Source organism: Pseudotabrizicola alkalilacus, from assembly GCF_003443995.1.
Taxonomy (GTDB): domain Bacteria; phylum Pseudomonadota; class Alphaproteobacteria; order Rhodobacterales; family Rhodobacteraceae; genus Pseudotabrizicola; species Pseudotabrizicola alkalilacus.
Genome location: NZ_QWEY01000052.1, coordinates 1 through 720, shown reverse-complemented (window position 1 = coordinate 720; position 720 = coordinate 1). Strand labels below are relative to the sequence as shown.

The window sequence follows — 720 nt, the reverse complement described above, 5'->3', positions numbered from 1 at the left end:
CCGACTTGCGCGCGAGCGTCTGCCTGTCTTCAGGCAGGGCGATGCGCGGAAAACCGTGCCAGCTCGTTTCGGTGGTTTCGAAGATCACTGCGCGATTGAAGCGCGGCGTGATGGTGATGACGCGATCGTCGGCGCTGCGCGGATCGCTGTGCAGCTGCAGCGATCCGCCCCAGTCGTCCTGCCACTCATGGTTGAGATAGACGATCAGATTGAGGCGCCGGTGCCAGCGGTTCACCGGATGGCGGTTGAAGTCGACGTGCGCGTCGAGGTCCTGACCCTGGCGGTTTTCGTGGGTGCCGCCGCCGAAGTACCACGGATCGTAGAGCAAGCTATCGATGCCGGTGATACGGCTGATCAGGTCGAGAAATTCGCGCGATTGCACGAGGTCGTCGAGCGCGGCGTAGGCGGCGCCGAGCCCGCGAATGCGCTCCACGGTCGATTTGTTGCCTAGCTCGCCCGCCTCGTTGCGCGCGTTGCCGCGCTCGAACGGCGGAAATTGGTCGAGCAACTGTGCGGCGTAATCGGGCGAAAAGAAATCGTCGATGACGATGTGGCGGAACGGCTCGCGCGGGGCGAAGCGTGCGGCGAGCACATCCGTCTTCGCCAACAGATTCGGATTGATCGGGCTCGACATGAACGAGGACGCGGAGGAGAGGCCGGCAATGATGACACAGGGCCGCCGGGCGATTTCAATCCCCGCGCAGTTTGGCTAGCGCGCGC

Annotated in this window: 1 protein-coding gene; it reads right to left on the bottom strand. The window is 64.0% G+C overall.

What is annotated here, in order from left to right; all coding sequences use genetic code 11:
• Window positions 1-634 (bottom strand): 2OG-Fe(II) oxygenase (locus D1012_RS21960; RefSeq protein WP_147335781.1); only part of this gene is annotated, 634 nt, incomplete at its 3' end.
• Between the last annotated feature and the right edge of the window lie 86 nt (window positions 635-720).